The following is a 22,079-nucleotide window of genomic DNA, read 5'->3' on the forward strand; positions in this document are numbered from 1 at the left end:
TTGGGGGAGTTTCATGAGCCAGATTCAATGGAGCAGCCTGCTCCCATTAGCGATCGGTAGCCATACCGACCATCATGCGCACCTGTCGCTCCACCGGGCAGGAGATGCCTCCCGCGCAGACCTGGAGCACTTCATCCACCAGCGCTTCGCCACGGCGCACCATGCCGATGTGCAACATTACCTGCCGGAACTGCTGGCGTTGCATGACAGCCGCGGGCGCCTGGTCGCGGCGGCCGGTGTACGTCTGGCGAATGATGGCCCGCTGTTCCTCGAGCGTTATCTGGACCAGCCGCTTGAAACGCAAGTGTCCCGTATAGCCGGCACCAACCTTGAGCGTACCGGCATGGTCGAGGTCGGCAACCTGGCATCACTCAGCGCGGGTAGCGCACGCGTCATGATCATCGCCGTCACCTGGTTGCTGGCTGCGCGTGGCCTGCAATGGGTAGCGTTTACCGGGGCCGCGACATTGATCAACAGCTTCCAGCGGCTGGGGCTGGTGCCCACGGTACTGGCGCCGGCCAACCCCGAGTGCCTTCAAGGCCAAGTTGATCAATGGGGGACTTACTACGACCAGCGTCCCCAGGTGTATGCCGGCAACATCGGTTACGGCTTCGACGCCCTGGCCCAGGCGGGCGTGTTCCAGCGGCTGGGCTTTCCTGCGCTTGTCGAGGAGACCGGACATGCCGCGTGAACTGGATCGTTTCCATGAGCGGTTGTCAGCGTATGCCCGTGATCATGCCGAAGCAGTGGCGGTGCAGGGGCAGACTCGACGCTACACCTATCAGCAATTGCTCGGTGAGGTAGGCCTGCGAGCCCATGCCCTGCGTCGGCAACCGACAGGTACATTGGTACTGGCCCTGGACAACGGCCCTGAGCTCCTGTTCTGGGATTTGGCCGCCTTGTTCGCTGAACGCCCCTGCGTGATCGTGCCGTCGTTCTTCAGTGCGGCGCAGTTCGACCACTGCATCGCCCAGAGCGGCGCATCAACCGTGCTGTGCGCAGCGCAATGGGCGCTGCTGCTGGCGCGGGAGGGCTTTGCCCAGCAAGGTGAGTTCTGGGTGCGCGCGAGGTCGACAGGCGCCGAATTGCCTGCTGGCACGGCCAAGATCACCTACACCTCTGGCAGCACCGCCAGCCCCAAGGGCGTGTGCCTGAGTGCTGAGGCCATGCTGCGTGTGGCACGTGAACTGGAGGCCGCCAGCCGGCCAAGCGAACCACAGCAGTATCTGGCTGTGCTGCCTTTGGGCGTATTGCTGGAGAACCTCGGTGTCTATGCCGCGCTGATGGCGGGTGCCTGCGTACAGCTTTATCCGCAGCAACAGTTGGGCATGGGCGGCGCAAGCCAGGTGGACTTCAAGCGCCTGTTGGGCGCCATTGCCCTCAGCGGTGCGCAGAGCCTGATTCTTGTGCCGCAGTTGCTGATGGGGCTGGTCACGGCCATTGAACGCGGGCTGATGCGCGTTGGCCCGTTGCGTTTCGTGGCGGTGGGCGGTGCCCGGGTATCACCAAGCCTGCTGGCACGGGCCGAGGCGGTCGGTTTACCTGTGTTCGAAGGCTACGGTCTGTCCGAATGTGCTTCGGTGGTGGCGCTGAACCGCCCGGGGGCCGTTCGCCCTGGCAGCGTCGGCAAGCCATTGCCCCATGTGCAAGTGCGCATAGCCGAGGATGGCGAGGTGCTGGTGGCCGGCTCGATATTGCTTGGCTACCTGGAGGACGCTCCTGTTACCCAGCAGTGGTGGGCGACGGGCGATCTCGGTCACCTCGACGAGGAGGGCTACCTGTACCTTGACGGTCGCAAAAAGCACCAGTTCATCACCAGCTTCGGGCGCAACGTCAACCCGGAGTGGGTAGAAGCCGAGCTCAGCCAGAGTGGTGTCATCGCCCAGGCGTTCGTGCATGGCGAAGCCTTGCCAGGCAACCTGGCATTGCTCTGGCCATTAGATCCCAGCGCCAGCGATGAGGCTATCGATCAGGCCGTGCAGCACTGCAACGCTCAACTGCCTGATTACGCCCGGGTGTACGCCTGGCGCCGGTTACCGACCCCCCTGAACCCTCTGGACGGAACCCTGACTGCCAATGGACGCCCGCGGCGCGAGGCGATCCTGCAGCGCTACCACTCCCTGTTATCCGACATCTCGTTGTGAGGTTAACCATGTCCTTTTTCGACACCCTGCAAACACAAACGGCCCAAGAGCGTCAGGCGTTGTTCGCCGTACCCGTGATCCGTGAGGCCTTGGCCGGCCAGGTCAGCCTGGACAGTTACGTAGCCTTCCTGACACAGGCCTACCACCATGTCCGCCACACGGTGCCGCTGATGATGGCCTGTGGCGCGCGTTTGCCGTCGCGGCTGGAGTGGCTGCGCGGCGCGGTGTGCGAGTACATCGATGAGGAGTACGGCCACGAGCAGTGGATCCTCAACGACATCAACGCCTGCGGTGGTGACTGGGAGGCGGTACGTGATGGTCGGCCGGCGCGGTCGATCGAGCTGATGGTCTCCTACCTCTACGACCTGATCGCCCGTGGCAACCCGGTCGGGCTCTTCGGCATGGTCAACGTGCTCGAAGGCACCAGCATCGCCCTGGCCACTCAAGCGGCGGGCACGATCAAAACCGCACTGAACCTGCCTGACAAGGCGTTCAGCTACCTGAGCTCCCATGGGGCGCTGGACCAGGACCACATGGTGACCTACAAGCAACTGATGGACCGCCTCGATGATGCCGCAGACCAGCAGGCTGTCATCCATGCGGCGAAGGTCGTCTACCACTTGTACACCGAGATGTTCCAAGGCTTGCCGCGCGCGGGGCAGGATGAGGTGCGCCATGCGCTTGCCTGAGTCTGTGGTGATCCTCACCGGCGCCAGTGGGGGCATTGGCCTGGAGCTGGCCGAGCAGTTGTGCGCCGCCGGCGCCCAGGTGCTGGCCGTCAGTCGGCATATGGGGAAACTGGCAGGCCTGATGAATCGCTACCCGGATCGTCTACGTTGGCAAGAGGCAGACCTGCGCAGCCAGGTGGGGCGCGAACGCGTGGTCGATCGAGCTCGCGAGATGGCCGCTGTCAACGTGCTGATCAATGCGGCCGGCGTCAATCGCTTCGCCTTGCTCGATCAATTGGACGAGCACGCGCTCGACGAGCTGCTGGACATCAACCTGAAGGCCCCCTTGCAACTGACACGCGCCTGCCTGCCGCTGCTGCGTGCTCAGCCCAAGGCACTGGTGGTCAATGTTGGCTCCACCTATGGCTCGATCGGCTACCCCGGCTACGCCACCTACTGTGCCAGCAAGTTCGCCCTGCGTGGCTTCTCCGAGGCGCTGCGGCGCGAGCTGGCCGACACCACGGTAAATGTCTTGTATGCCGCCCCCCGGGCGACCCGTACCGGCATGAACAGCAGCGCTGCGACTGCGCTCAATCAAGCGCTTAAAGTCGGTATGGATGACCCGGCGGATGTCGCCCGTGCAGTGCTCGAGGCCGTGAAGTCCGAGCGCAGCGAGCTTTATCTCGGGTGGCCGGAGAAGCTCTTCGTGCGTATCAACAGTATGTTGCCGGGCGTGGTCGATCGCGCGCTGCGCAAGCAACTGCCTGTCATTCGCCGCTACATCGGTAGCCACTCCAAGGAGTCGATCAAATGAAGCGCCTGCTCATTACCGGCTTGCTGGCATTCGCCCCCTTCACCTGGGCGTTGGACCAAACAGGCACGCAGCACCTAAGCGACCTGCAGCAGCGCTGGGCGCAGATCCAGTACCAGATGCCCAAGGATAAACGTGCCGAGGCATTTGAAAGACTGTCCGGCGATGCGGCGGCCTTTGTTCGCCAGTACCCCGGCACACCCGAGCCGTTGATCTGGGAGGGCATCATCAACAGCAGTTGGGCGGGGGCCACCGGTGGCCTTGGGGCACTGGGCAAGGTCAAGGCGGCGAAGGCTAGCCTGGAGCAGGCCATGACACTGGACCCCAACGCCTTGCAGGGCTCGGCTTATACCAGCCTGGGCACGCTGTACGATCAAGTGCCCGGCTGGCCGATTGGTTTCGGTGATACTGAGATGGCCGACAAGATGCTGCGCAAGGCCCTGCAGATCAACCCCAACGGTATCGACAGCAACTATTTCTGGGCTGATCATCTGTACCGGCAAAAGCGCTACCCGGAGGCTGAGGCAGCCCTGCGCAAAGCCCTGCAAGCACCGCCCCGGCCAGGGCGTGAGCTGGCAGACCAGGGCCGGCGTGCCGATATCGATGCTTTACTCAAGGCGATCAAGGACAAACAGGACTGAACATGCGGCTGCTGCTGGTTGAAGACGACATCGCACTGGGTGAAGGGATCCATGACGGCTTGCGCCAGGAGGGCTACACCCTCGATTGGCTACGCGACGGTGTCAGTGGCCTGCATGCCCTGCAGCATGAGACCTTCGATCTGGTGATTCTCGACCTTGGATTGCCCCGCATGGACGGCATCGAACTACTACGGCGTGTACGCGCCGGCGGCGACAGCCTGCCGGTGCTGATTTTAACCGCACGGGATGCGCTGGACGACCGCATCAGCGGCCTCGATGCCGGCGCCGACGATTACTTGGTGAAGCCCTTCGATCTCAACGAGCTGAAGGCACGCTTGCGCGCCTTGCTGCGGCGTAGCGCGGGTCGCGCCAAGCTGCTGATCGAACATGCGGGGATCAGTCTCGACCCGGCTACCCAGCAAGTGCACTACAACGGCGTGGAGGTCGTGCTGACCCCGAAGGAATACAGGCTGTTGCATGAGTTGTTGGCGCAACCCGGCAAGGTATTCACCCGTGAGCGCCTGACCCAGCTGCTGTATGGCTGGGACGAAGAGCCCGAGAGCAATACGCTGGAGGTAAACATCTATCACCTGCGCAAGAAGCTGTTCAACGGTTTGATTCGCACGGTGCGCGGCATTGGCTACCTGGTCGAGGCCAAGGCATGAGTTCGCTGCGCCAACGCACACTTTGGCGGGTAATGCTGTTACTGATGCTAGGTACTGGCCTGCTGGCGCTATACAACTACCACGATAGCCGCCGCGAAATTAACGAGGTGTATGACGCCCACCTTGCCCAGAATGCCCGCCTGCTCCAAGGTGTGATGAGCATGCCCGTACAGGACGGCGCGCATGAGGCGCTGTATCAGGCCTTCAACCAGGCCTTGGCGGGGGCAGGGCGGCATCAGGTGGGGCACCCCTACGAAAGCAAGCTGGCGTTTCAGGTCTGGCAGGATGGCGGGGCGCTCCTGGTGCATACACCCAGTGCGCCGACACTCGGCTCGCCACCGACGACGCCAGGCTTCTACGATTTCACCAGCGGCGGCGAACAATGGCGTGGTTTCGTCCTGCCGGTGCCGGAAAAGCACTGGGTGATCTGGGTCGGCGAACGTGATGATGTGCGCTACGACCTGATCGACCGCATTGTTCGCCATACCCTGTTTCCGTTTCTGCTCGGCAGCCTGGCGTTGGCGCTGCTGGTCTGGGCCGCGATCGGCTGGGGGCTGCGGCCGTTGCAGAACATGGCCAATGTCATCCGTGGGCGCCACGCCGACTCCCTTGAGCCTTTGCAGTTGGTGCCGCTTCCCTCGGAACTTGAGCCGATGCAGGCCGCCATCAATCGCCTGTTGGCACAGATCGAGGACCTGCTACGGCGTGAGCACCGGTTCATTGCCGATGCCGCTCACGAAATGCGCACGCCGCTGGCCGCCCTGCGCTTGCATGCACAGAACGCCCTGGCGGCCAGCAACGACGTGGAGCGGCAAAAAGCGTTGGGGTTCCTGATGGGCGGGGTCGACCGGCTGACCCGGGTGGTCAACCAACTGCTGACACTGGCCCGCGTAGAGCCAGGACTGCGGCAGCGCGGCAGTACCCGCGTCGATCTGGCTGAAGTGGTCACCGACACGTTGGCCGACCTGACACCGTGGATTCTTGCCCGTGGCCTGGAGCCGTCTCTGGACATCAGCGAGGGCGATCATCACCTGGCGATCGATGCCGGCGCCCTGAGCATCGCACTCCAGAACCTGGTGTCCAACGCGGTTGAGCATTCCCCGCCCGCAGGCCGCATAACGGTGTCACTCCGGCGCCTGGACAGCGCTTTCGAGCTGGTGGTCGAGGATGAGGGGCCGGGCATCGATGAAGCAAGCCTTTCCCGTGTGTTCGAACGCTTCTACAGCCGCGATAACCCGAATGGTGCAGGGCTTGGGCTCTCGATCGTTGCGACCATTGTCGACCGCCTTGGCGGGCAGGTGCGTCTGAGTAATCGAGCAGACGGAGGGTTGGCCGCCACCTTGCTGCTGCCAATGGATTGAGTCCAGTGCCCGCGAAACACGAGCGCGATCACCGGGGCGGTGTTCGGCGTCACCGGGGGCGATCCACACTGCCATAGGGCAAAGTCGAATAAACCTTGGCAGCACCACGCGGTCACTTCTGGTAAGAGCCCTAAGTGCGGGCCAGGGAGGTGGCTGATGAAACTCGTCTGCCTGTTGCGCGGCTGCCAGTGGCGCAGCCTGCTGGTTCGTGAAATCGCCGGGCTGCACTGCCAGTGCTGCGAACGCTGCGGCGCGCTGCGCTACAGCCGGCCTGGCCAACCGTTCGACGCGTAGGAGCCGACCATGGCCCGGGCAATCTGGAAAGGCGCGATCAGCTTCGGCCTCGTGCACATCCCCGTCTCCCTCAACACCGCCGTGCGCACCGAGCGCGTGGATTTCGACTGGCTCGACAAGCGCAGCATGGAGCCGGTGGGCTACAAGCGAGTGAACAAGGTGACCGGCAAGGAGATCGACAAGGCGTATATCGTCAAGGGCGTGGAGTACGAGAAGGGGCGCTATGTGGTGATCAGCGAAGAGGAAATTCGCAAGGCGCGGCCCGAGGCGACCCAGACCATCGATATCTTCTCGTTCGTCGATGCCGGGGAGATCCCGCTGCAACAGTTCGACACCCCTTACTACCTGAGCCCTGACCGGCGTGGCGGCAAGGTCTACGCCTTGCTGCGCGAGACCTTGCATAGCACCGGCAAGGTGGCCTTGGCCACCGTGGTGCTGCACACCCGCCAGCACCTGGCGCTGCTGCGCCCCCTGGAGGATGCGCTGGTGATGATTACCCTGCGCTGGCCCGAAGAGGTGCGTGGCCTGGAGTCGCTGGAGCTGGACAAGAGCGTGACCGACAGCAAGCTGGACAAGCGCGAACTGGACATGGCCAAGCGCCTGGTCGAAGACATGAGCGGGCCATGGGCGCCCGATGACTACCAGGATGCATTCCGTCAGACCATCATGGATCTGGTGGAAGAGAAGGCCAGCAAGGGCAAGATCGAGACGGTGGACAAAGGTGAAGGCGTCGTGCAGGACAAGGGCGCGGACATCATCGACCTCACCGAATTGCTCAAGCGCAGCCTGGGTGGCAAGACCATGGCGAAGAAACCGGCGGCCAAGCGACCGCGCAAAGCGTCATAGTGTGTTGCCCTGTCATTACGGCAATTGCCTCTCAAGCCCCTCCAGGTAATCCCCGAAGTCCTGGCGAACTCGGCTGTCCCGACGACTGCTGGTGGCCACGCTGTGCGCCGCGGTCCAGATGATCCGCGCGCCATTGGCGGCGACACAGCAGTCGAGCACCACCAGCACTTCGACCACCAGGCCCACCACTGGCCCCATCAGTCGATGCCCAGTTGCTTGCGCATGCGCACGGTGATCGATTGGCGGGTCCTGGCCATTTGGGCCCACGGATCCTCCACCTCGGCAAGCCGCGTCAGCAGGTTGCCAATGTTCCATTGGTTGGCGCCTTTGAGCTGAGTCAGTTCCTCGCGCCAGATCGGCACCGACACTGGCAGGCCCTCCCGGGCGCGCAGCGAGTAGGCCGCGACGGTGGTGGCACCCCTGCCGTTGCGCAAGTAGTCGATGAAGATCCGTCCGACCCGGTTCTTCGGCCCGGACACGGCACTGAGGCGATCGGGGAACAGCCCGGCCATGTGCTCGACCAAGGCATGGCTGAAGTTCTTCACCTCGTCCCAGCCGGCGCGCCGGGTCAGCGGGACGACGAGGTGCATGCCCTTGCCGCCGCTGGTCTTGAGAAACACCTTCAGGCCCAGTTCGTCGAGCAGGGTGAGGGTCAGTTGGGTGGCCTCGACCATCGCCTTCCACGGCAGTGCCGGATCGGGGTCGAGGTCGAGGATGAAGCGGTCGGGCCTGTCGAAGTCCTTGGTGGTGGCATTCCAGGTGTGCAGTTCGAGTGCGTTCATCTGCACCGCCCCCAGCAGGCTGTCGGCGCGGTTGAGCACCATGGCCGCCTGACCGGCCTGGGCCTTGCTGTAGCTGAGCAGGTGGGGGATATGCAGCTGGCCGGCGTTTTTCTGGAAGAACAGCTCGCCGCCCAGGCCATCCGGCGCCCGGACCAGGGCTACAGGTCGATCCTTGAGCTGCGGCAGCAGCCAGTCGGCAACCTGGGCGTAGTACTGTGCGACCTCGCGTTTGGTGGTGCCGGTGGTTGCGTCGATCACGCGCTCGGGGTGGGTCAGGCGCAGTTTGCCCAGGCCCTCGGGTTGTGTCTGTGCTGCGCGCTTGGCGGGCATCGCTCGCTCCAGGTCGATGGCGGTGGCGGGTTTGTCGTCGCGCAGGCCGTGGAACACCGAGTGGCGCACGATGCCTTCGCGGGTCATCTGGGCGTAGGCGACTTCCGCCAGCATTTGCGGCTTGAGCCAGTGCACGCCGTGGGCTTCGGCCCTGGAGGGGGGGCTGGCCAAGGGCGGCTTGGCGGTTTGCAGCGGCTTCAGGCGGGCGAGGATGTGGTCCAGGGTGGCGGCGTTGAAGCCGGTGCCGACCTTGCCAGCGTAGCGCAACGGGTCGCTGCCCTGATCGTGCAGGGCCAGCAGCAGGGCGCCGAAACCGTGGCGGCTGCCTTTTGGGTCGGTGTAACCGACGATCACGAACTCCTGGCGCTGCTTGCACTTGAGCTTGATCCAGTCGCTACTGCGCCGGCCGATATAGGGGCTGTCGGCGCGCTTGCCGATCAGCCCCTCGAGCTCCAGACGGCAGGCGCTGTCGAGCAGCGAGTTGACCGGCTCCGTGAAATCTGAAGAGTACCTGAGCAGCGGCGAAGTGTTGGCTTCCAGCAGCTTGGCCAGAGTGGCGCGACGTGCCTGTAGCGGCCGTTCGCGCAGATCCTCGCCGCCCAGCCAGGGCAGGTCGAACAGGTAATAGGTGATGCGTTCGTCGTGCTCGGTGTCGAAGGCGTTCTGCAAGGCCTGGAAATCGGCTGCACCGTTTTCGCCGATGACCACCATTTCGCCATCAAGCCACGCTGCATCGAGCCCCAGTGCCCTGAGCGCCTTGACCTGACGGGGCATCTTCGCGCTCCAGTCGTGGCCATTGCGGGTGAACAGGCGCACGTTGTCACCGTCGATGCGCGCCAAAACCCGGTAGCCGTCGAACTTGACTTCGTAACGCCAGTCGCCGCTGGGCGGGGAGTCCACCAGCGTGGCCAGTTGCGGCTGGAGCCGCTCCGGCAGGGCTTTGCGGCCGGCCTTGCGCTTGCGCGTGGAGGCGGTTGCCTTAGCCGGGCGCCGTGGTGGCAGGGTACGGTCGCTCAGCACGCTGTCCGGCAGGGCCTCGACGATGCGGTAGTCGGTTTCGCTGCGCGCCTGTCCGTCATGGGATTTGACCAGCATCCACTGCTCTTTCTTGCCGGCCAGGTGGGTGCGGAACAGGTTCCAGACCCCCGACAGTTTTTCGCCCTGCAGGCGAAAGCGCAGCTTGCCCTTGGCATAGGCTTCATGCGGATCGCCCTCGGGCTCCCACACACCACGGTCCCAGACGATCACATCGCCGGCGCCGTAGTGGCCTTCGGGGATGTGCCCTTCGAAGTTGGCGTAGTCCAGCGGGTGATCCTCCACATGCACCGCCAGGCGCCGGACCTTGGGGTCGAGCGAGGGCCCCTTGGGGATCGCCCAGCTCTTGAGGGCGCCGTCGAGTTCCAGGCGGAAGTCGTAGTGCAGGTGGCTGGCGTCGTGCTTCTGGATGCAGTACTGCAGCGCATGGGCTGAGCGGGGGCGGGCGCGCTTGCCGGCCGGCTCGGGCGTGGCATTGAAGTCGCGCTTGCGTTGGTACTCCTGCAGGGGCTTGGCCATGGCGGGCTCCGGGAGGGGGCGCGGGTCTCAAGATTGGGAGGCGGCGGTGCTGCGCGGAGTTCAAAAAAAGGCGGGTAGGGGGCTGAATTGCCCCTGGATCTGTGGGCACACCGACCAACGGCATGAGATGGCCAGGTTGCAATCGGATATGGCCATACGCCCTTTGCGTCCCATCGAGGCCGCTATCATCGTTGATCGCGGGCAGCAATGGCACGTTACACCAGCACTCCCAGCCACATCGCCCCGAGAATAATGAGCTGCGCCGGCACCAGGTACCGCGCAAAAACGTAGCCACCATTGCTGAACGCCAAAACACATTTGGTCAGTGTATTCCCGGTCAACGCCATCATGCCCGGCACCACCAGCTCGGCCATCTGCAGCCGGCCGGCAACCACCAGCGAGGCTGCCGACGCCGTGGCAGCGTGGGCATCGCCCAGGCCGCTGATGAACGCTGCGATGCTGGCCCCATTGTGCCCCAAGTGGTCGAGCAGAAAGGCCGAGAGCAAAGCGATACCGGTCAGGGCGAGCGTGATGATGAGGGCTGTCCACAGGTTGAAGGCACCATCGCCCGGATGCACCGCCGAGCTGTTCGATACTCCGCGCCAGGGCGCGAGCAGCAACACGCCATAGATCGCGGTAACCAGTGCACCGAGGCCGACCGCTGGCAGGAAAGGGCCGAGCAGGTGGCGGTCGATGATGATCAGCACCAGGGCGAATTGGCAGACGGTGGCCAGGTTGGACAGCACTGCCGCCGCAGCGATGGGGCGCACCGCAGCACTTTGTCGTCTGGCTTCACGGGCCAGCAGGGCAATGGTCGCCGAACCGGAAGCAAAGCCTGACGCGATGGCGCTCAAGGGCAGGCCATAACGCGGGCCCATTAGGCGCATGGCGATATGGCCCAACGCGGCCACGGTCATCAGCAGGACGACGAGGGTGCAAATGGTGCGTGGGTTAAGTACGTTGTAAGGGCCCAGAAAGCGGTCCGGTGTCAGTGGCAATACCACCAGGACCACCGTCAGTAACGTCAGGCCATCGCGCAGCTCCTGTTCACTCAGTTGCTGCAGCACGAAGTGATGCAGCTCGCGGCGCAGGGCCAGCAATACAGTCGAGACCACACCTGCCGCAGCGGCAAGTTCAGGCTCGGCAACGCTCAGCGCGCCCAGGACAAGCACCAGTAAGAGGGCAATCTCGCCAGTGACATCCGGCGCTTTCTGGGGGGTGTGGCGGTACTGCAGGCAGAGCAGCAGTACCAGGCCCAGGCTCGCAGTCCCGACCAGCAGCGCTCCTGCCAGCAGCATGCTGACGTAGCCCAGCAGGGCAGTGATGGCGAAGGTCCTCAACCCGGCGGCGGCAGGTTCTTCGTCGCGCCGTTTCTTGCGTTCGCGCTCAAGGCCCACCAGCATGCCGATACCCAGCGCCACGGCGCCGTGGCCAACATTCAGTGTGTCGAGCATGGCGCTTTCAGGTTGTGCCCGCGTTTACTGTCAGGGTCGCCTTGCTCGAGCGCCATCAATGCTGGCATGTCGAGTATTTCCACCAGCCTGCCCTGTAGGCTGACGATGCCTTGCGCACGCAAGCGGGCGACCGATCGGCATACGGTCTCCAGGCGCAGGCCCAGGTAAGATGCCATGTCCTCGCGCGACATGCGTAACATGAAACCATGGGCGGAGTAGCCACGGTTGACGAAGCGCCTGGACAACCCGATCAGAAAACTGGCCAGGCGCTGCTCGGCGGTGAGGTTGCACAGCATCAGCACGCGCTCGTGCTCGCGTACGATCTCCCGGCTCATCAAGCGGTTCAGGCTTTGCTGCAATACCGGAAAGTCGCGTGCCAACGCTTGCAGGCGACGATACGGGACCGGGCAGACTTCGCTGTCTTCCAGGGCGATCGCCTCGCAGACATGGCGGTCGGTGGCGATGGCGTCCAGGCCGAGCACGTCACCCGACATCCAGAAGTTGATCACTACACCCTGGCCTTCGGCGCTGTTCAGGCTGGTCTTGAAACTGCCGCAGCGCACGGCATAGAGCGTGGTCAGGGGGGCATTGGCATTGAACAGCGCCGTGCCTTTGCGGATACGCATGCGTGGCCCGATCAGGGCGCCCAGGCAGCTGTTGTCATGCAGGGGCAGACCGGTCGGCAGGCACAAGCCGCTGACCCGACAATCGCGACACAGCGTCGCCAGCGGTCTCAGGTGAACCGGAGGCGAAGCAGGCTGCTGGAGCAGCGTGACTTTCAGTTGGCCAGACATGATCAGGCCCTCCTCGCACATCGCAGATCAGTCCGGGCCGTCACACCTGGGCGGGGCGACCAGTCCGAGAGCATGTCCCGTGAATGGGGGGCATTGAGGCGGGCATTGAGCCGCTCGACAAACTGTTCGGCTTCAACGGCCGTGTTGAAACTTACCCGCCAGTCGTCCATGCGGACCCACCAGCGATTCTGTTCGGTGTTGCGCTCGATTTCGATGTTCATAGGTGCCTCCGGAGCATGGATGGCCAGGTAAGCGGAACAATGCGAAGCGAAGGCGTCCCTGCCGGCCAGCCCCGAGGCTCAAGGCGTTGCTGGGGATTGTTGTTGATATGGGGGTAGCGTGCGCCTGGCAATCGGCTATGCCTTGATCCGTATCAATTTAATGCGCTGCGTAGACTACCGTTGGTCCGCGGGGGCGCCAGTTGACAAACGTCAAGTCTGCAAAGCACCGGTGAACGATGCTTTGGATACGTATCGCAACCGTAGAGGTGTGCCATGGAAACCCAGCAAAGACTGCTGTTGATCGTATCGCCCCTGATGCGTCGAACCCCCGTCTACGACCGCGCCGCAGCCATGGCCAAGGCCAAGGGCATGGCGTTGCACATCGTGGCCTTTGACTACCTGGAAGGGCTTGCCACGGCGGGCCTGGTGAATGACCAGGCATTGGCGGTAATGCGCGAAGGGTACGTGCAGCAACACCGCGAGTGGCTGGAAAGCCAGGCGCAGCCAATGCGGCGTCACGGTATCACGGTCACCACAGAAGTGGTGTGGGTGCAGCATCCCTTGAACGAGATCCTGGTGCATCTGCGCGAGCAGCCGTTCGCCATGCTGATCAAGGCATTCGAGCATGAGCCCTGGTGGATGCGTGCCATGTTCACGCCCCTGGATATCCAGCTGCTGCGCGAAACGCGCATCCCGCTGCATCTGGTGCACAAGGCCAGCCATGCGCTGCCGCGCCGGATCCTCGCGGCCGTGGACCTGTCCAGGCCCGAGGATCAGTTCGAAGGCTTCAATGACCAGATCATCAGCGAAGCGTTGAAACTGGCCCTGCAGTGCAATGCGCAGATCGAACTGCTGTATGCCTACGACCTGGGTTCGATGTACTTGGATGCCGGCGGCAGCCGGGAGCATTCGTTCCTGTTCGATTCCAACCTCGCCCAGACGCTTCACGAAGCCCAGAGCGATGCCTTCCAGACCCTGGCCGAGCGCAATGGCATCGCCGTCGAGCACCGCCACATGCGCATCGGCGACCCGGCCAAGGTTCTGGCTGTGTTCATGGACAACAATGATATCGATGTGCTGGTGATGGGCAGTTATCACCACCGCGGCATCGGCTGGTTCATCGGCAGTACCGCGGAGCGGGTACTGCATCGCTTGTCCAGCAGTGTGCTGGTGATTTCCCCTGAGCACTCCCAAGGGTAAGGTACAAGGCCCGCAAGGGCCTTGTGTTTCAGGCCCGCAGATCAAGTTCGTGAAGGATCTCGCTGACATCGCCGCCCAGGTAGCGTGAGGTGAATCCCTGCGCCTTGGTCAGCCGGTGCATGGCGTAATTGTTCGCCAGGTCCCTGGATATCATCCACTCATAGCCATTGCGCCGCGCCGCTTCGATCAGGTGCAGCAGCAGGTGCCTGCCCAGGCCTCTACGCTGCCAGTCCTCCCGCACCGCCACTGCACACTCGCAGCGTGGGCTGCCCGGTATGCCGGCGTAGCGGCTGACGCCAACCTGCTGCAAGCAGCCATCGACGTGAGCCAGCGCGATATAGGCCATGCGCTGGTGATAGTCGACGGGCATCCCTTGCGGGTCCAGGCTGGGCAGGCCGCTGCTGATCCCGGCGATGAAGCGAAAGCGCCGGGCCTCGTAGGTGATCGAGCTGAGAAAGCGCCGGTCGCGGTCGTGGTCTTCCTCGCGCAGCGGCCGGATCAGCACGGGCGTGCCGTCATCAAGCTTTTCGACCCAGTGCTCGCAGGCGTCTGGCTGTTCAGTCTGCTGCGTGTTCATGTTGCCTCCCATTACCCGGACAGGTGCCTGAAGCCGTTGTAACGTGGCTGGCAGCCGCAGTTCTGACAATCGTCAATTTCGGACCGGATCACGCATTTCTGATCTGCATCAAGCGCCAGCGCGGCCACCCACGGAAAATCCCGTTCATCACACCCCAGCGGCGCGAGCCCGGAGGTCCACCATGGGTCAATATCGACAGTTGCTGGTGCTGCTTACCGAAATCGATCCGCATTCAGCCGCGCTGCGCAGGGGGCTGGCGCTGGCGCATGCCAGCGGCGCCAGCGTGCATGTGCTGGGGGTGTTCGAGCCGAGCGAGGCACACCTGCTGCGCGAAGAGCGGCTGAATGAGGCCGATATCGAGCGCCAGTACGACCACTATCGCGAGCAGTTGCGAACGCTGGTCGAGCGGCACCGTGGCAGCGGTGTGGCGCTGACGGTCGACAGCCTCGCCGCCGACGATATCCGCAGCGAGGCCATTGACTACATCAGCGAATTGCAACCGGACATGGTCATCAAGGACTGTGAAGCCGCGTCGGCCATGGCGCGGCTGTTCGGCACCCCGCTGGATTGTGCGCTGATGCGCGGCTTCAAGGGGCTCACCCTGTTTGTGCCGACGGCGGCCGTTTCATTGCCCCAGCGCGTGCTCGTAGCCGTGGACACCAGCTTCAGCGAGACGCCAGCCGCACAGGAACAGTTCAACCGTGGGCTCATTCGTGTCGCCCAGGCCTTGGCACTGCAGTGCGATGCCCAGTTGCACCTGCTGTCTGCCTACAACATGGCCGGCGTGTTCGCGGCGGATATCAACGTCACCCAGGCGTGGGTCGAGGAGATGCGCAACGCACTCCAGGAACCCTTCAACGCCCTGGCCGAGGCCGAAGGGGTGGCGCCGGACCGCCGGCACTTCATGGAGGGTGGCCCGGTGCAGGTGATCCGCGAACAGGTCGCGGCCCTGAAGGTCGACGCCGTGGTGATGGGCGTGGTGCAACCCAAAGGGCTGGACAAGCTGCTGGGCGACACCACTGAACGCCTCGTTGGCCACCCACCTTGCAGCGTGCTCGCGGTTCACCCCTATGTGTTCGAAACCCAGGAGCCTTGGCCATGCAACTGACCTTTCTAGGTGGCACCGGGACGGTGACCGGCAGCAAATTCCTGTTGACCCACAACAGCACACGGATACTGGTCGACTGCGGGCTGTTCCAGGGCTACAAGCAATTGCGCCTGCGCAACTGGGAGCGCTTGCCAGCGACACTGCGGGCGCTCGATGCGGTCGTGCTGACCCACGCCCATCTCGACCATAGCGGCTACCTGCCGGTTCTGGCCAGGGAGGGCTATAGCGGACCGATCTATGCCACCCCGGCAACCTGCGCCCTGGCTGAAGTGCTTTTGCTCGACAGCGCGCGGCTGCAGGAAGAGCAGGCCGAACATGCCAATCGCCACGGCTACTCCAAACACACGCCGGCACGGCCGCTCTATACCGAACAGGATGCGAAGCAGGCGCTGGCACTGTTGCGCCCGGTGGAGCTGCATCAGGCAACGTCGATCGCCGAGGGCATAGACCTGCTGATGCGCACGGCCGGCCATATCCTGGGGGCGGCGACGGTGCAGATCAGGGCAGAGGGGCAGACCTTGGTCTTCTCGGGTGACCTGGGCAGGCCGCAAGACCCGATCATGCGGGCGCCGGAGCTGATCCGGACGGCGGATGTGCTGCTGGTGGAGTCCACCTACGGTGATCGCCGGCACCCGGTAGAGTCGACCGAGCAGTATCTGGCCCAGGTGATCAACCAGACACTCCTGCGCCATGGCATCGTGCTGGTTCCTTCATTCGCTGTCGGGCGCGCCCAGCTGCTGATGTATTACCTCTACAAGCTCAAACGTGACCGGCTGATTCCGGATATCCCGGTGTACCTCAACAGCCCGATGGCCACCGACGCCACCGCTCTGTATCAGCAGTTTCACAGCGAACATCGACTAACGGCGGCGGAGTGCGCCGCGATGTGCAAGGGCACACGGATCATCCGCACGGTCGATGAGTCCCGCCACCTGGACCAGCTGCGCGAGCCGGCCGTGATCATTGCCGCCAGTGGCATGGCCACCGGTGGGCGGGTGCTGCACCACCTGAAGGCGCTGGCCCCCAATCCGCGCAACAGCATCCTCTTCTCTGGTTTTCAGGCAGGCGGCACGCGCGGCGCCGACATCGTCGCCGGCGCCCGCAGCGTACGCCTGCTGGGCGAAGACGTGCCCATCCGGGCGCAGGTGCACGCCATGGAAAACCTTTCCGCCCACGCCGACGCCGACGAGATCATGGAGTGGTTGCGCGGTTTCACCCGGCCACCGCGGCAGACCTACGTCATCCATGGCGAGCCACACGCCGCCGATACCTTGCGACGGCGAATCAGCCTGGAGCTGGGCTGGCAGGTGTGCGTGCCGGAATACCAGGAAACCGTTGCCATCGACCCTGTGCGCTGAACCCGGCGAGGGAGGTAGTCATGAACACGCAAGCACGAGCGAAACTACGGGCCTGGATACACCGCCCCAGAGGCAGCCTGGGCTGGATCGTGGCCATCGCCGCGTTACTTCTCGCGGCATCCGTCTACCGCACCGTGAGCCCGAGCTGGCGCATGCCCATGCGTGATCCGGCCGTGCTCCTGAGCGTGCTGGCATTGAGTGTGGCACTGGGCTGGGCCGTGCAGCGCGGTGTGAAACGCACGGTTGGCAAAGCCATTTTCAATGGCCGGGAGACGGGCTGGCAGGCCAGGCTGGCATTCCTGCGTTCGATCACCCGGGAATCGAACGTGCTGATGGGCATGCTGTTGCTTCTGGCGGTGCTGGGCGGTGCCACCGTATGGCTGGCCGGGCGCTCCGTGGAGCAGATCGTGGAAAACTGCACGACCAACCTGCAGGCGCAGGTGCAGGCGCCCGAGGATGAGCAGCTTGCAGCGGTGGTCGGCAAGCCCGTGTGTACCTGCCTGGCACAAACCTTTCTGAAGCGTAACGGGGTGATCCGCCTGGCGTTATTCGAAACGCCGATGCAGCAAGTGAGTGGCTTACAGGCGCTTACCCCGGCTGATGAACAGCGCTGCCTCGCGCAGTTCGATCTGTTATCCGAGGAAGGCAGTGCAACCACGCCATGACACCAGCGGTTGGTGTCCTCTGCAAGCTCCATGAATGAAGGGCGCCGATCGCGGCGCGGGAGGTTTCCATGTCGCATGACCTTGCCTTGCAGACCTTGTTTGCGGACCGTACCGAGGCCGGGCGTTGCCTTGTCGAGCCTCTGGCCCAATATGCCGGCCGGTCCGACGTAATTGTGCTCGCGTTGCCACGGGGCGGTGTGCCCGTGGCCTATGAAGTGGCGACCGCCCTCAACGTCCGCCTGGACCTGCTGGTGGTGCGCAAGTTGGGCATGCCTTTTCACCCTGAGTTCGCCATGGGGGCGATTGCTGGTGGCGGCGTAACGTTCCTCAATGAAGACATGCTCCGCACTTACCCGGTCGATCCGGCGCTGTTCGACGCCGTGGTAGCCACGCAAACCGAGGAACTGGTACGTCGCGAGCAAACCTACCGAAGAGGGCGCCCAGCCCTGCAGCTCAAGGGTCAGGTGGTGATTCTCATCGATGACGGCCTGGCGACTGGCGCCACGATGAGGGCGGCCATACAGGCTGTGCGTACCCATTCACCTGCGCGAATCGTGGTCGCCGTTCCTGTCGCGCCGCCGGAGACGCTTGAAGCGTTGTACGGCGAAGTGGATGAATGGGTATGCCCGCTGATGCCTGAACGAATGATTTCAGTGGGCTATTGGTACCAGGATTTTCCGCAGACGTCGGACGAAGAGGTCATTGCGCTGCTGCGCCAGGCCGATCAGCGAGCGCTGCCAGGCACTGCTGCCCGTGAATGAAAGTGCCTGAGCCCGAACTTACACGCCGAAGGGATAGGTCTCGTCTTCGGCGTCCAGATGCTGTGCTTTCGGCAGGGGCAGGGCATCGACCGGCGAAGTCCGCTCGAACCACAGCATGGCATCGAACTGCTCGGCAAGCACCGCTTCGAAATAATGGCTGAGCCGTTCGCTTTCGGGGCGGTAGATCACGCCGATGGCGCGTTCTAGCAGGGCGGTGGAAAGGACGTGGCGCAACGCCTTGCGCTGAGGGTCACGCCAATCGGTCAGCGAGGCCGGCAGGCCGGTGAGATGAAACTGATGCTCCCAGCTGTCAGCCCGTGGCGGCCGAACTGCTTTGATCCGCATTTCACCGTCCCAGTCATCGGCGGCTGCCACCTGGCCCTGACCGGTGGCCATGCCGATCAGCACGGCATCGCGACCAAAGGCGCTGCGGCATAGCTGGCCGACGTTGAACTGGCCCTTCCAGCCCATTTCCGTGGCAGCCGCATTGCCAATATGTGAGTTGTGTGCCCACACCACCGCCTTGGCATGGGGACCGCGGTGTTCCAGCAATGCACGCAACGTGTCGAACATATGCCGATCACGCAGGTTCCAGGAGGCGGTCGAGCCCCGGTAAATGGCGCGGTAGTACTGTTCCGCGGCGATGATCACCTGGGCGTTGCGGGTGGCGTTGAAAAAGGCTTCGTCGTTGTGGATCAGGCCCGCGAGCTGTTCGGCGAGCATCCTGTTCAGTTGCTGGACCACTGGCTGCTCGCAAGGCATGACGCCGCCACGCTCGACAAAGTGGCCATACAGGGCGGGGTCGTCCTGCCAGGGCGTCAGACAGCCATAACGCCGGCGTGCCTCGTGGGCAAGGTGCGGATCGACCCGGTCCAGATAGGCCAGCACTTCATGAATGGAGTTACGCAAGCTGTAAACGTCCAGGCCCCGGAATTCCACACGCAGGTCGTCGGCGAGCAGGTGATTGTGCCCATGTAGCCAATGGGCGAAGGCCTTGAATTCGTTGTTGCGCCACATCCAGGTCGGGAACCGGCTGAAGATGTGCCGCTTCCACGCCGAGTGCGCCAGCCCGCGGACATACTGATCGACATGCGCGGCGTCTGGCCAGTCGGCTTCGACGGCGACGATGTTGAAACCATGCTGTTCGATCAGCCGCTGCGTGATCGCCGCGCGGGCCCGGTAGAACTCGCTGCTGCCATGGCTTGCCTCGCCAAGCAGGATCACGCGCGCGCTTGCGTATCGGTCGAACAACGCAGCGAAAGCCGGGGTGTCCAGGTCCGGCAGGGGTTCGCCGTACTGATGCAGCAGGGGCGCGATATCAGCGGTCTGGACCTCGTACTGCTTGCCGTAGAGCTTTTCCATCAGTTTTTTCGAAGGACCGTTCATGGGCATGCCTGCGCAGGTAGGGCGCCGCGCCTTCGGGCCTGGCGCGGCGGCCAGGGATCAACTCAGGGTGATCCGGTGGATGACCTGCCTCGGGTCATCCGGATCCACCGCTGTGGTGAAGCCAGCGGCCTTGGCCAGGTCGCGCATGGGCTGGTTGGCTGCCGAGTCGATCGAGTACATCTGCCGAAAGCCCTTGGCCTTGGCGTGATCGATCAGGTGCCTGAGCAGCAGTCGGCCCAGACCATGATGTTGCCAGCTGTCGAGCACCGTTACCGCGCACTCGCACTCACCCTTGCCGGCACCGGCGGCGTAGCGCGAAATACCCACCTCCTGCAATTCGCCGTCCACATGGGCCAGGGCGACATAGGCGGCCTGCTGGTCCTGGTCTACCGTCATCAATTGGTCGAGCATCGCATCGCCGGGTTCCTTGACCTGACAGAGGAAGCGAAAGTGCCGCGACTCAGGCGACAAGCGTTCGATGAAGGCCTTTTCGCGCTGCCGATCCTTGGCCTGCAACGGTCGCACCAGCACATGGGTGCCATTATCCAGGGCTTCGATCCAGTGCTCGCCTGGGGGGGTTGGAAAAACGGGGCTGGAGGGTCGAGGTGAAGTATCGGCGGGGGTCATGGCAATATCCTCGGCAGTGATTGAACCAGGGAAGGCCAGTGTCGGCGGTCGTCCTGAAGCTGACTTGACAGTTGTCAAAGGAATGCCTGTGTTCGTTCTGGCCGTGTCGATTACCCGACCATTGGCCGCTTGATCGCCGAAGTCCTCGCAGTTGGCCGGCGCCGCGACGAACAGTTTGCTTGAACCCGGCATTCGTGACTCGCGGGGAACAGGACGGGGCAGGGCGCGCTGGCCATCAGTTGCAGGTTGGCCCCGGCCGCCCCCTTGGTCGGCCAGGCCACAAATCATTTGCGGGCCAGCTAACTTTACTTAATGCCTATCTGTAAAAATCTGCAAAAAGCGGACGCATCGTTATGTCAGGCTCTGAAGAGATGGGGGCAAGGCCCCATGTGAAATGCCTTGCGTGCTCATTGAGCCGGCTATGTTTGCCCGCCAGCCTCGGTCCCGACGAAGTGGATAAGCTGGAGCGAATCGTGCGGCGTAATCGCCCCTTGAAGCGGGGCGAGTACCTGTTCAAGGCCAGTCAGCCGATGGAACATGTATTCGCCTTGCGTTCGGGGGCCATCAAGAATTTTCTGCTCGATGCCGAGGGCAACGAACGGGTGATCGGCTTTATCCTGCCCGGTGAAATGCTCGGTTTGGACGCTATCGGCGCCAGCCATTACCGCAGCTTTGCCGTGGCGCTGGGGGTGTCGCTGGTCTGCGCCATCAGGCTGGACCAGCTGGTGGATCTTACGGGGCAGATCCCGGGGCTGCGTTATCAACTGCTGCACATGCTCAGCCTGGGGATTCAGGGCAAGGATGAGCACCTGCGCTGCTGCCACGGGCGAGCCGAGCAACGGCTGTCGATCTTCCTGCTGGGGATGTCGGCGCGCTACCAGGCGCGCGGGTTGCGCGCCGATGTGTTCACGTTGCCCATGTCCCGGGGCGACATCGCCAACTATCTGGATCTCACCCTGGAAACCGTCAGTCGCTTGTTCAGCCGTTTAATTCTTAACGGGTTCCTGCAATGCGCCGGTCGCGAAGTCAGGCTTGTCGACATCCAGGGTTTGCTCAGCCTCAGCCGCCTGGAGGAGCCCACTTGAGCGCCGCAAGCACTCTGTCATAGCGTTGCACCGGCCACCCGTGCGGCGCTTCCCCTGCCCCGGTTGGGCGGGGCACATGATCGGTGCGCAACCAGATGCGCTGCGGGCAAGTGCTTCGTTGCCAGCACAGACGGGCCACCTGCCGTGCCACCTGGGGCGGTGCACAACAGTACACCGTGTCCGGCCTGAAGGTGTCCAGCAGCTGCCGAATATGCAGCCAGCCGCTGTTGCTGTCGCGCAGTTGCGGCGAGAGTGTCGAAAGCCAGGCTCGGCAGTCGTGCGGCAGCCGTTCGGGCGGGATACCTTGATGCGCGAGTCGCACCTGCACCCACGGTAGCCAGCAGCGAATTTCCTCCAGCGCACCTAACAACGACAACAGGCCCTCACCGCGGCTGATGGCCAGCAGCCTCATGCTTTGCAGGGGGAGTGGCCATGCACTGCCGAGCGGCCCAGAGTAATCAAACAGATCACCCACGTTCCCCAATGGCCGGGCGTGGTGGGTGGCGACCAGGAATCGCCCGGCCATGTCCGGCAGGCTCACGTAACTGCAAGGCCAGCACTCCGTACGCCTGCCGAGCAGGCAGTACTGGCCCGCCATCGCTTCGCCAGGCGGCTGGCTGCAAAGGGCCAGGCGCAGAAACTGCTGGATGCCAGGCCCCGGCAACGTCTCGATCAAACGGACGCATGCATCGCCTTCCAGGCCCATGGCAGCCTCGCACTGTGGTTTCTGACCCTGCATGATTCAGC

Annotated in this window: 23 protein-coding genes and 1 pseudogene; 15 read left to right on the forward strand and 9 right to left on the reverse strand. The window is 63.6% G+C overall.

The genetic code is table 11. The annotated features are described in order from the left end of the window. The first annotated feature begins 13 nt into the window (after positions 1-13). The 9 genes from IM733_RS06410 to IM733_RS06450 all read left to right on the forward strand — a co-directional run bounded on the left by IM733_RS06410 (position 14) and on the right by IM733_RS06450 (position 7,430). The gene (locus IM733_RS06410) at positions 14-691 is read left to right on the forward strand and encodes a thermostable hemolysin (protein WP_248920066.1); all 678 of its coding nucleotides are present in this window, start codon (positions 14-16) and stop codon (positions 689-691) included. Further along, a complete protein-coding gene (locus IM733_RS06415; RefSeq protein ID WP_248920067.1) occupies positions 681-2,144 on the forward strand; it encodes an AMP-binding protein in 1,464 nt (487 codons plus the stop codon). Before IM733_RS06410 ends, IM733_RS06415 begins: the two co-directional genes overlap by 11 nt. 8 nt (positions 2,145-2,152) lie before the next feature. After that, positions 2,153-2,833 (forward strand): TenA family transcriptional regulator, encoded by a 681-nt coding sequence (locus tag IM733_RS06420; protein ID WP_248920068.1) that lies wholly within the window; start codon positions 2,153-2,155, stop codon positions 2,831-2,833. Beyond that, entirely contained in the window at positions 2,820-3,626 is an 807-nt protein-coding gene (locus IM733_RS06425) for an SDR family oxidoreductase (protein WP_248920069.1), read from the forward strand. Before IM733_RS06420 ends, IM733_RS06425 begins: the two co-directional genes overlap by 14 nt. Further along, positions 3,623-4,264, forward strand: a complete 642-nt coding sequence (locus tag IM733_RS06430) for a hypothetical protein (protein ID WP_248920070.1) — start codon at positions 3,623-3,625, stop codon at positions 4,262-4,264. The genes IM733_RS06425 and IM733_RS06430 overlap by 4 nt, the downstream gene beginning before the upstream one ends. Positions 4,265-4,266: 2 nt before the next feature. Continuing rightward, positions 4,267-4,929, forward strand: a complete 663-nt coding sequence (locus IM733_RS06435) for a response regulator (protein ID WP_248920071.1) — start codon at positions 4,267-4,269, stop codon at positions 4,927-4,929. Further along, the gene (locus tag IM733_RS06440) at positions 4,926-6,290 is read left to right on the forward strand and encodes a sensor histidine kinase (RefSeq protein ID WP_248920072.1); all 1,365 of its coding nucleotides are present in this window, start codon (positions 4,926-4,928) and stop codon (positions 6,288-6,290) included. The genes IM733_RS06435 and IM733_RS06440 overlap by 4 nt, the downstream gene beginning before the upstream one ends. Before the next feature lie 156 nt (positions 6,291-6,446). Beyond that, on the forward strand, positions 6,447-6,584 hold the full coding sequence (locus tag IM733_RS06445) for a PSPA7_2676 family Cys-rich small protein (RefSeq protein ID WP_248920073.1): 138 nt from the start codon (positions 6,447-6,449) through the stop codon (positions 6,582-6,584). Positions 6,585-6,593: 9 nt separating this feature from the next. Beyond that, on the forward strand, positions 6,594-7,430 hold the full coding sequence (locus IM733_RS06450; protein ID WP_248920074.1) for a Ku protein: 837 nt from the start codon (positions 6,594-6,596) through the stop codon (positions 7,428-7,430). Between the two features lie 15 nt (positions 7,431-7,445). Here IM733_RS06450 and IM733_RS06455 read toward each other — a convergent pair. From IM733_RS06455 to IM733_RS06475, 5 genes and pseudogenes are all read right to left on the reverse strand, one after another. Then, positions 7,446-7,568, reverse strand: a pseudogene (locus tag IM733_RS06455) (glycosyltransferase); the annotation flags it as partial. A 59-nt stretch (positions 7,569-7,627) separates the two neighbouring features. After that, complete coding sequence (gene ligD / locus IM733_RS06460) at positions 7,628-10,096, reverse strand: DNA ligase D (protein ID WP_248920075.1); 2,469 nt, start codon at positions 10,094-10,096, stop codon at positions 7,628-7,630. A gap of 215 nt (positions 10,097-10,311) precedes the next feature. Further along, the gene (locus tag IM733_RS06465; RefSeq protein ID WP_248920076.1) at positions 10,312-11,550 is read right to left on the reverse strand and encodes an MgtC/SapB family protein; all 1,239 of its coding nucleotides are present in this window, start codon (positions 11,548-11,550) and stop codon (positions 10,312-10,314) included. Beyond that, on the reverse strand, positions 11,535-12,344 hold the full coding sequence (locus tag IM733_RS06470; RefSeq protein WP_248920077.1) for a helix-turn-helix domain-containing protein: 810 nt from the start codon (positions 12,342-12,344) through the stop codon (positions 11,535-11,537). The genes IM733_RS06465 and IM733_RS06470 overlap by 16 nt, the downstream gene beginning before the upstream one ends. Before the next feature lie 2 nt (positions 12,345-12,346). Further along, entirely contained in the window at positions 12,347-12,565 is a 219-nt protein-coding gene (locus tag IM733_RS06475; protein ID WP_248920078.1) for a hypothetical protein, read from the reverse strand. A gap of 273 nt (positions 12,566-12,838) precedes the next feature. Here IM733_RS06475 and IM733_RS06480 point away from each other — a divergent pair, with 273 nt between their 5' ends. Beyond that, positions 12,839-13,765 (forward strand): universal stress protein, encoded by a 927-nt coding sequence (locus IM733_RS06480; RefSeq protein ID WP_248920079.1) that lies wholly within the window; start codon positions 12,839-12,841, stop codon positions 13,763-13,765. A gap of 28 nt (positions 13,766-13,793) precedes the next feature. Here IM733_RS06480 and IM733_RS06485 read toward each other — a convergent pair whose 3' ends face one another. Further along, positions 13,794-14,342, reverse strand: a complete 549-nt coding sequence (locus IM733_RS06485) for a GNAT family N-acetyltransferase (RefSeq protein WP_248920080.1) — start codon at positions 14,340-14,342, stop codon at positions 13,794-13,796. Positions 14,343-14,523: 181 nt separating this feature from the next. Between IM733_RS06485 and IM733_RS06490 the strand changes: the two genes are divergently transcribed. The 4 genes from IM733_RS06490 (at position 14,524) to IM733_RS06505 (ending at position 18,234) form a co-directional block, all read left to right on the forward strand. Continuing rightward, positions 14,524-15,450, forward strand: coding sequence for a universal stress protein (locus IM733_RS06490; RefSeq protein WP_248920081.1), 927 nt, complete (start codon positions 14,524-14,526; stop codon positions 15,448-15,450). After that, entirely contained in the window at positions 15,441-16,808 is a 1,368-nt protein-coding gene (locus IM733_RS06495; protein WP_248920082.1) for an MBL fold metallo-hydrolase RNA specificity domain-containing protein, read from the forward strand. The genes IM733_RS06490 and IM733_RS06495 overlap by 10 nt, the downstream gene beginning before the upstream one ends. Before the next feature lie 20 nt (positions 16,809-16,828). Further along, positions 16,829-17,473 (forward strand): hypothetical protein, encoded by a 645-nt coding sequence (locus IM733_RS06500; protein WP_248920083.1) that lies wholly within the window; start codon positions 16,829-16,831, stop codon positions 17,471-17,473. A 68-nt stretch (positions 17,474-17,541) separates the two neighbouring features. Continuing rightward, positions 17,542-18,234, forward strand: a complete 693-nt coding sequence (locus IM733_RS06505) for a phosphoribosyltransferase (RefSeq protein WP_248920084.1) — start codon at positions 17,542-17,544, stop codon at positions 18,232-18,234. A gap of 18 nt (positions 18,235-18,252) precedes the next feature. On the opposite strand, the gene IM733_RS06510 is transcribed toward IM733_RS06505, so the two are convergent. Both IM733_RS06510 and IM733_RS06515 read right to left on the reverse strand, forming a co-directional pair. Continuing rightward, positions 18,253-19,620: an erythromycin esterase family protein gene (locus IM733_RS06510; protein WP_248920085.1), complete on the reverse strand. Its 1,368-nt coding sequence runs from the start codon at positions 19,618-19,620 to the stop codon at positions 18,253-18,255. A 57-nt stretch (positions 19,621-19,677) separates the two neighbouring features. Beyond that, complete coding sequence (locus IM733_RS06515; RefSeq protein ID WP_248920086.1) at positions 19,678-20,247, reverse strand: GNAT family N-acetyltransferase; 570 nt, start codon at positions 20,245-20,247, stop codon at positions 19,678-19,680. Positions 20,248-20,600: 353 nt separating this feature from the next. Between IM733_RS06515 and IM733_RS06520 the strand changes: the two genes are divergently transcribed. After that, positions 20,601-21,332 carry a cyclic nucleotide-binding domain-containing protein gene (locus tag IM733_RS06520; RefSeq protein ID WP_248920087.1) on the forward strand — a complete coding sequence of 244 codons (732 nt, stop codon included), beginning with the start codon at positions 20,601-20,603 and terminating at the stop codon, positions 21,330-21,332. Here the strand turns inward: IM733_RS06520 and IM733_RS06525 are convergent. Then, entirely contained in the window at positions 21,307-22,038 is a 732-nt protein-coding gene (locus IM733_RS06525) for a hypothetical protein (protein ID WP_248920088.1), read from the reverse strand. The genes IM733_RS06520 and IM733_RS06525 overlap by 26 nt on opposite strands. Between the last annotated feature and the right edge of the window lie 41 nt (positions 22,039-22,079).

Origin of the sequence: Pseudomonas entomophila (assembly GCF_023277925.1) — a bacterium.
Taxonomy (GTDB): Bacteria; Pseudomonadota; Gammaproteobacteria; order Pseudomonadales; family Pseudomonadaceae; genus Aquipseudomonas; species Aquipseudomonas entomophila_D.